Source organism: Dehalococcoidales bacterium (genome assembly GCA_035529395.1).
In the GTDB taxonomy this organism is placed as follows: domain Bacteria; phylum Chloroflexota; class Dehalococcoidia; order Dehalococcoidales; family Fen-1064; genus DUES01.
This window is the reverse complement of the sequence record DATKWT010000057.1, coordinates 1-7,160: the sequence shown is the minus strand read 5'-3', so window position 1 is coordinate 7,160 and position 7,160 is coordinate 1. Positions and strand designations below refer to the sequence as shown.

The window sequence follows — 7,160 nt, the reverse complement described above, 5'->3', positions numbered from 1 at the left end:
CCATTTGTGCTTCACGACCGCGCACACGCAGTCGTTTCATCACTGTCTCCGGCTCCAGCGTGACCGGTATGTTGTCCAGCACTTCGAGCATGTTGTCCGTCCTCACTACAATTGATACAATCCTGCTACTTCACTTTACTGGCTGGCGGGGTAGTTATGCAAGTGTCTGAACTAGTGTAGTGTCTGTAGTTGGTGTGTCATTATGGTGCCTGGATTGTGCGCCACTGAAGACAGTGGCGCGTCACTGAGTTCCTCGCAATGACGTGGTGGGGGATTGCTTCGCCACTGAAGACAGTGGCGCGTCACTGACGCTTCTCGCAATGACAGTGGTGGGGGATTGCCGGGACAGGTTGTGTTGCGTTAAAAGAAACTGTTACCGAACGGGGTGGATTTAAGGCGGGTCTTCGGCTAGTATGTAGCCACGATGACCCGTAAGTATGCAGTCCTGACCCTGGGAGTAATATCGGTCTCATTCGCCGCCATATTCATCCGTCTGGCGGAGGCACCGCCTTTGGTTATCGCCGCCTACCGGCTCTGCCTGGCTTCTCTGGTGGTCGCACCGATGGCCTGGATACGGTCGAGACAGGAACTGCGTGGCCTGTCGAGGCAGGATGTTCTTCTGGCAATGCTCTCCGGGGCCTTCCTGGCGCTGCACTTCGGTCTGTGGATTGCCTCGCTAAGCTACACGTCGGTGGCTAGCTCGGTAGTGCTGGTAACGGCCAACCCCATTTTCGTGGCCATCGCTTCGTACCTGCTCTTCCGGGAGAGACTGGGCAGGCAGGCCATTCTTGGTATCGTAGTGTGCCTGGTCGGGGCAATCTTAATCGGCTACGGCAACTGGCGGCTCGGGCCGCAGCCTCTACTGGGGGGAGTGCTGGCCCTGCTTGGTGCCCTGGCGGTGGCCGGATACCTGCTCATCGGGCGCCGATTGCGGCAGAACATCGGGATACTGAGCTACACAGCGCTGACCTATAGCTCCGCTGCCGTATTGCTGCTGGTAGCGGCGCTCGCCTTCGGCCATCCCCTTTTCGGCTATTCCCCGACTACGTACCTGATGCTGGTGCTGCTGGCGGTGGTACCGCAGCTTATCGGGCACACGTCGCTAAACTGGTCGCTACGCTTCGTCTCGGCAACGCTGGTGACTATCGCCGTTCTCGGTGAACCGGTGCTGGCAACCGCCCTGGCCTTTGCCATGCTGGACGAGGTGCCGACGGTCACCGAAGCAATCGGTGGCGTGCTCATCCTGGCCGGGATATTCGTGGCTTTCCGGAGGGGTGGGACGGGATGGCGCGACGCAGACCTTGACTCAACGATGGACCGCTCTGTCTAGAAATTAATCACAAACTTGCCGCTCTGGTACAGGAGCTCGTCGTCCACCCATATCTCGCCACCGTCACGCAAGTCGCAGATAAGGTCCCAGTGGATGGCGGACTTGTTCTGGCTGCCCGTCTCCGGGTAGCCCGCGCCAAGCGCCATGTGGAAACTGCCGCTTATCTTCTCGTCGAACAGTATCTGGCGGGTGAAGCGTGTAATCCCCTCGTTGGTGCCGATAGCGAACTCACCAACGCGCCGCGCACCTTCGTCGGTATCGATTGTCTTCAGCAGAAATTCCTCGTTCTTGTCGGCTGTGGCCCTGACCACGCGGCCACCCTCGAACCAGAGCCGTGCGCCGGTGACCTCCCGCCCACCGTAGATTGCCGGGTAGGAGAAGCAGACGTGACCCTCGACGCTGTCTTCCACGGGTCCGGTGAAGACCTCTCCGTCAGGCATATTGAAACGACCGTCACAGTTCTCAAAGTTACGTCCGGCAATACTCAGGCGGAGGTCAGTCTCCGGTCCAATGACGTGTACACGTTCCTTTCCCTTTAGCCAGTCAACTATCTTCTGCTGCCAGGCCGAAAACCGCTGCCAGTACGCAATCGGGTCGTTGGGGTCGGGCATGCAGGCGCTATAAACGAAATCCTCGTACTCGCTGAGACTCATCTCGGCATCCTGAGCGCAGGCATTGGTGGGGAACAGGGCTACCGTCCAGAGCAACTCCCTGGCCGCCGAGCGCCGCATGGATGTCTCCATGAGTTCCGTCCGTCCCTGGCTGTGCAGCACCATCTTTGCCGGGTCGATGCTGCTCAGGGCTTTGGTGTTGTCCTCTGCGATGATGGATATTCGTACGTCACAGGTAGACACGATGAGCTTCAACCATTCAGGTACATGCTGCAGCTGCTCATCGGAGGCGTTGCGGAAAAGCAGTTCATCCAGTCCCGGGAGTACGGGCATCATGGTGGGGTGTCCGCCTGCCTGGAGCACCCGGGTGTAGATTGCCTTGAGCAATGGTTCGGCGATAGTCTCGCCGGCTATAACGACCTTGTCGCCGTGTTTCACCGTCACCGAGTAGTTGACCAGCAGGTCAGCCAGTTTCTCAATTCGTGGGTCTGTCATCTGATGCTCCTTCTCACCTGTATTGTCACCTTGGTATACTCCCCTGTCAAAGCCGCTTACGGAAGAAGACTTCGCCCGCGCCGCCAGTATTGATGCCGGCGATGATGCCACATTCTTCGAACCCCACATGACGATGCCACGCCTGTGGTTCGGGTTCGTTAACCTGCGATGAACTGTACAGCGTAGCGCTACCCCGCTCACGTACGTACTCTTCGATGAAGCGGAGCATCGCTTTACCGGCACCCTGACGACGGTGTTCCGGCAGCACGTGAATCAGGGCGATATAGGGAACCAGAGACCAGAGATATTCAAGTCGTGCATATCCAATCCTGTCGCCATCCCTCTCAGCCACGATGACCTCTTGCCACTCAATCTTGCGCTTCACAACGTCAGCGGGAATATACCGGTCCTGCTGTACGAAGGTCAGGTCCGCGGGAGTCGCGAAACGCACACTTATCTCTTCTATCACGGATACCGTTCTCCGCGGGCAATCACACAGGTAGCTGAAGACCCGCTCGTTTGATACACACTGGGCAGATTCTATCACTTGCATCCCCGCCAATCAATGATTGAGACGGTTGTGAACCTTTATAAAACCTTAATAAAACCTTTATGAAATGTTTAGGACATTTATGCCGCTCTTTATGACTGCGTGATAAGTTTAGATAAGGTAAATCAGAAGTAGAGGCGAGGCAGTTGATGGAGAGTTTCGTCATAGCGGGAAAAGCCAAGACAGTCTTCCAACTGCTCAAGCTCAAGGCAAGGGAAGAGAAGAAAAAGAACACGGAGCGCAAGAAGTAATGCCGGCCCGCCGCGAGGCCTGATACACTCCTCCATCAGGCCTATGCAGCACCGGTTTTCCGTATTTTGTTCCTGAAATGGTACCAGTGTCCCTGACACCCCTCCGGGACACTGGTACCGGCAGGTAGCCTCACTACTAAGCAATCCCAGTACCGGTAAGCGGTCCCACTTTCTGAAGTGGGCTCCCACTTTCCTAAGTGGGGCTTACTGTCTCCAGTAAGCCTACTCAAAGACACGTCTTATGTCCGGATGCAGCCCATCGCCGACCTTCTCGATGGCTATGCGTCGGAACTTTTCAAGCTTCTGCTGGCCCTCTTCGAATTCGCTCGTGGAATAGAGTCTCTCCGGGTGGAAGTAGATATCGTCGACAGCCCTCACTGCTGCCGGGACCTGCAGGCCGGTGGGCGAGTCCACCCAGTCTTCCAGCCCACCCCGCAGCATGGAGTCCAGGATTCCCAGCGTATGTTCTATCTGGATGTCCTTATAGAGGTGCCCTTCACCAACACCACCCGTATTCAGCATGTAGAACTTCAAGTCCGGCAGGCCCCTCAGTATCTCGTAGAAGAGATTGGCGTGGTCTGCCCGGTTCCCGGCGACAAACGGGTCGTAGAAGAACTCTGCCTTGAGCTTGCCCGCCCTGGTCGGGTCTCCGGCCGACGACTCCATGGCCTGACCGAGGGTCATAAATGCCACTGCCTGCTGCAGGGTCAGCTTCGAGAGTGCCGGCATCTGCGATTCCCGCGTAATCAGAATCAGGTTGTCAATCCGTTCAACGTCAATAAACGGGCTGGCGTGCATGAAGTCGCGCCGCTGGATAACGGCTCTTCCGTTCGATGTGCTCGCCAGGTTGTAGAAATCGAAGTCACCGTCTTCGGTTATGTGGATATTCTCCCCGAAAGTCTCCGGTCGCAGCAGGCCATAGTATATTTCTTCCTGCTCTCCGGGATTCACATTCTCCGTCTTGACGAAAAGTCCGCCCATCTCAAAGCCGTGGAAAGAGCCGTCCGGCATCAGGGTGCCGCCGTCATCCTGCACCAGCCACGACTTTTCCTTGCCCTTTCGGGCCAGCACCCGCCCGGTGGTTGTCGTCTTACCGCTAGCACTGAGGGCAATCAGTAATGACCGGGTGGTGTGGTATTCGCCGTGAGATGACTGGAGATAGTCCTCCCGGCAGCCGGTGTGCAGGAAAATGCCGCCACGCCTGGTCTTGGCCGTCCAGTCCTCGGCGGCAAACACCCCTTTCTTGTACTCACCAATGTAGTTGCTGTTGCGCACTATCTTGATGACACGACCGTCATCGAGCATGGCCAACCGTATCGTGATGTCCTTCTGGGGAAGAGGCTTGGACTTATTTTCCTCGAAAGCCTCGTCCCGGAACATAATGATTTCGTAGTCCGGACGCTCTATCCTTCCCCTTGCCGGTAAAAAGAGGTTTTTTCCCCCGAAGGCAACGTGAGCGAACTCCTCGGGAACTGTCAGACGGACGACGGTATTGCTGCGACTGTTGCCCACGATTCTATCTACCGAGACCAGCCTCTTCTGGCTGAGGACCGTTTCGGTCTGATAGAGCAGTTCCCGCTCTGCCTTGCCGAAACGGTGGTCGACACTGTTCCTGGTGAACGCCGCCGCGCGCGACATCGGTTCGCTATCCGCCACCAGGTTGTCGTATATTGTCCGGTGGACTTCCGGTTCTCGGGCAGCGAGTTGCTCCAGGTCTCTGTTCGGTGGATTGTGCAGCAACCTGCCTTCTTCCAGTGCTTTCGCCCTGATTCTCTCCGTGGTTTGGGCAAACTCTTGTGGGTCGAACTCTGGCATCACAACCTCCCTGAATATATAATTATAACATAATGCCCTCTGAAGGTGATGCTGATATCAACGCCTTCAGGCTCTGGTTGCGGCAGCCTCACTCAGTATTGTAGAATCCAGTATCGAATGAGAAGGCTTACACCGAGCACTGTCATTCTGAGTGAAGCGTAGCTGAACGAAGACTCTCAACTCCTCCACAGACGCAGCGGGGACTCCCTGCCGGGCCAACAGAGATTCTTCGCTGTGCTCAGAATGACGGGACAAGGGATAAGGAGAGATAACGATGTTGTCACCGGAGAAACGGGAGCAATTCCAGAAGGAACCGGCACAGGCGATAGAGGCCGATATCAAGGCGTTTGTCAGCACCAGCCCGCTGAACCGGATGCCATCCACACGGGAACTTGCTGTCTTCGATGAGCCGCTGGTACGGTTTGCCGATGGTGACGACTCCCTCTACAACCAGTACAAGACGATTATCGATGCCGTCCATCTCACCCCGCGCGAGGCGCTGGCACAGGGTCTTGACCGAGCTATCGAAGAACTGCCGGCCCGAATTTCCGTGATAAGCTGGGTCCTGCCGATTACCGGGGAGACCCGCAGGTCCAACCGCCTGGAGAAAAAAGTCCCCTCCCGCCGGTGGTCGCACACCCGCTACTACGGTGAGGAGTTCAACGATACCGTGCGGAAGCACGTGGTGGAGGTGCTGACCGAGGTTGGTGCCCTGGCGGTAGCGCCGATGTTGCAGCCCTACTTCCGTACCATGTCCAATGAGCAGGTAGGGTTTTTCTCCAACTGGTCCGAGCGGCACACCGCCTATGCGGCCGGTCACGGAACCTTCAGCCTGTCCGATGGTTTTATCACGAAACGCGGCATTGCCCACCGCTGCGGCAGCGTGGTCACCGACCTGCCCCTCCCACCCAGCGGCAGGACCTATACCGACCACCTCTCAAACTGCCTGTTCTACGTGGACGGTAGCTGCAAGGCCTGCATCGCCCGCTGTCCTGCCGGCGCTATCACCGAGCAAGGCCACGACAAGCGACAGTGCAGTAGATACCTGCGTGAGATTGGCTACCTTCCGGTATCGGACTATTATGATGACGAGAAGTCTGTCTACGGTTGCGGTCTGTGCCAGACCGACGTGCCCTGCGAGTACCGGATTCCGGCGAAGGTGGAGAAGGGGAGGAAGGGCGCAGACTGACGGCTTCCTCGGGGCGACTGGGTGGGTAGGGGAGACGGTATCATAGCTCGTGTATCTGCGCCACGATAGAGAAGTCAAGGAGCATGGCGAGCTTGCTGGGCTCCTCCTCACCCACGCGTGGTGTCCCGCGCCGTGTCAGGCTTCTTGAGGTTGGTGAAGCGTGTTCTCTGAACGAATTCCTCTAGGTCGATTTCCCCACGTGTCAGTCTGTCACAATCCTGTCCCGAAACCTCAGAGATTAGGTTGGGTGTCCCATCCTTCTCCCTATACTCAATCGAGATGGTATTTCGCTGGGTACAGACCCAAAGCTCGTGCAAAAGCTGCGATGCATGGAAACGACGCTTATTTGGGTCCAGAGTGGTCATATCATGCAGTAGTGCAATAGCTGCCTCGGGTGTGATGCTAATATCGATTACCTCAAAGCCTTGTGTGGCTGATGCAGATGCGAAGCTGAGGATTTCTTGTTCAGGCCGAAGATTCTGCGTGCCCTGCAATATGTGTGGCCTTGCGTCAGCTAGGTTGTCAATCAGGAATACTGTTCTGGCTGACTTGAAAGCCCGATTGGCGTTCATTGTGTTGTCTAGAACCTGATAGACTTCGTTCCTCATCAGGTGCACCGTGGAAACACGTGGTTCTGTACCATACCGGCAAATGACTTCGTTCCCCTCCACACGGAAAGAGTGGTGCTGCGCGATATTCCGCCATTGATTCAACCGGATATGCGAGGGGGGTGGTGCAAGCAAGTCGGCTAATTCGGTGATGCGAATAAGCTCCCCCACCACCTGACCTAAGCTCGTCTGAAGCAGTTCTGCCTTGGAGACTCTCCTGCCTTTGGCAATCCTCAATTGGCCAAGCAAATCGTAGAGATGGGGCTTAATGCCAGCTTCTATCAGCATGCCAATCGTGCGGAAGCACTCTG

6 protein-coding genes are annotated in these 7,160 nt (G+C 56.6%); 2 read left to right on the top strand and 4 right to left on the bottom strand.

Annotation, left to right across the window (positions count from 1 at the left end):
• Window positions 1-424 precede the first annotated feature (424 nt).
• Window positions 425-1,330 carry a DMT family transporter gene (locus tag VMW13_03775; protein HUV43932.1) on the top strand — a complete coding sequence of 302 codons (906 nt, stop codon included), beginning with the start codon at window positions 425-427 and terminating at the stop codon, window positions 1,328-1,330.
• Here VMW13_03775 and VMW13_03770 read toward each other — a convergent pair.
• The 3 genes from VMW13_03770 to VMW13_03760 all read right to left on the bottom strand — a co-directional run bounded on the left by VMW13_03770 (window position 1,327) and on the right by VMW13_03760 (window position 5,052).
• Window positions 1,327-2,436, bottom strand: coding sequence for an aminopeptidase (locus VMW13_03770; protein HUV43931.1), 1,110 nt, complete (start codon window positions 2,434-2,436; stop codon window positions 1,327-1,329). The genes VMW13_03775 and VMW13_03770 overlap by 4 nt on opposite strands.
• A 46-nt stretch (window positions 2,437-2,482) precedes the next feature.
• Complete coding sequence (locus VMW13_03765) at window positions 2,483-2,983, bottom strand: GNAT family N-acetyltransferase (GenBank protein ID HUV43930.1); 501 nt, start codon at window positions 2,981-2,983, stop codon at window positions 2,483-2,485.
• Window positions 2,984-3,459: 476 nt separating this feature from the next.
• Window positions 3,460-5,052 (bottom strand): phosphoenolpyruvate carboxykinase (ATP), encoded by a 1,593-nt coding sequence (locus VMW13_03760; protein HUV43929.1) that lies wholly within the window; start codon window positions 5,050-5,052, stop codon window positions 3,460-3,462.
• Between the two features lie 274 nt (window positions 5,053-5,326).
• Between VMW13_03760 and VMW13_03755 the strand changes: the two genes are divergently transcribed.
• Window positions 5,327-6,241 carry a hypothetical protein gene (locus VMW13_03755; protein HUV43928.1) on the top strand — a complete coding sequence of 305 codons (915 nt, stop codon included), beginning with the start codon at window positions 5,327-5,329 and terminating at the stop codon, window positions 6,239-6,241.
• A gap of 107 nt (window positions 6,242-6,348) precedes the next feature.
• On the opposite strand, the gene VMW13_03750 is transcribed toward VMW13_03755, so the two are convergent.
• A partial coding sequence (locus VMW13_03750; GenBank protein HUV43927.1) for a hypothetical protein occupies window positions 6,349-7,160 on the bottom strand: 812 nt, incomplete at its 5' end.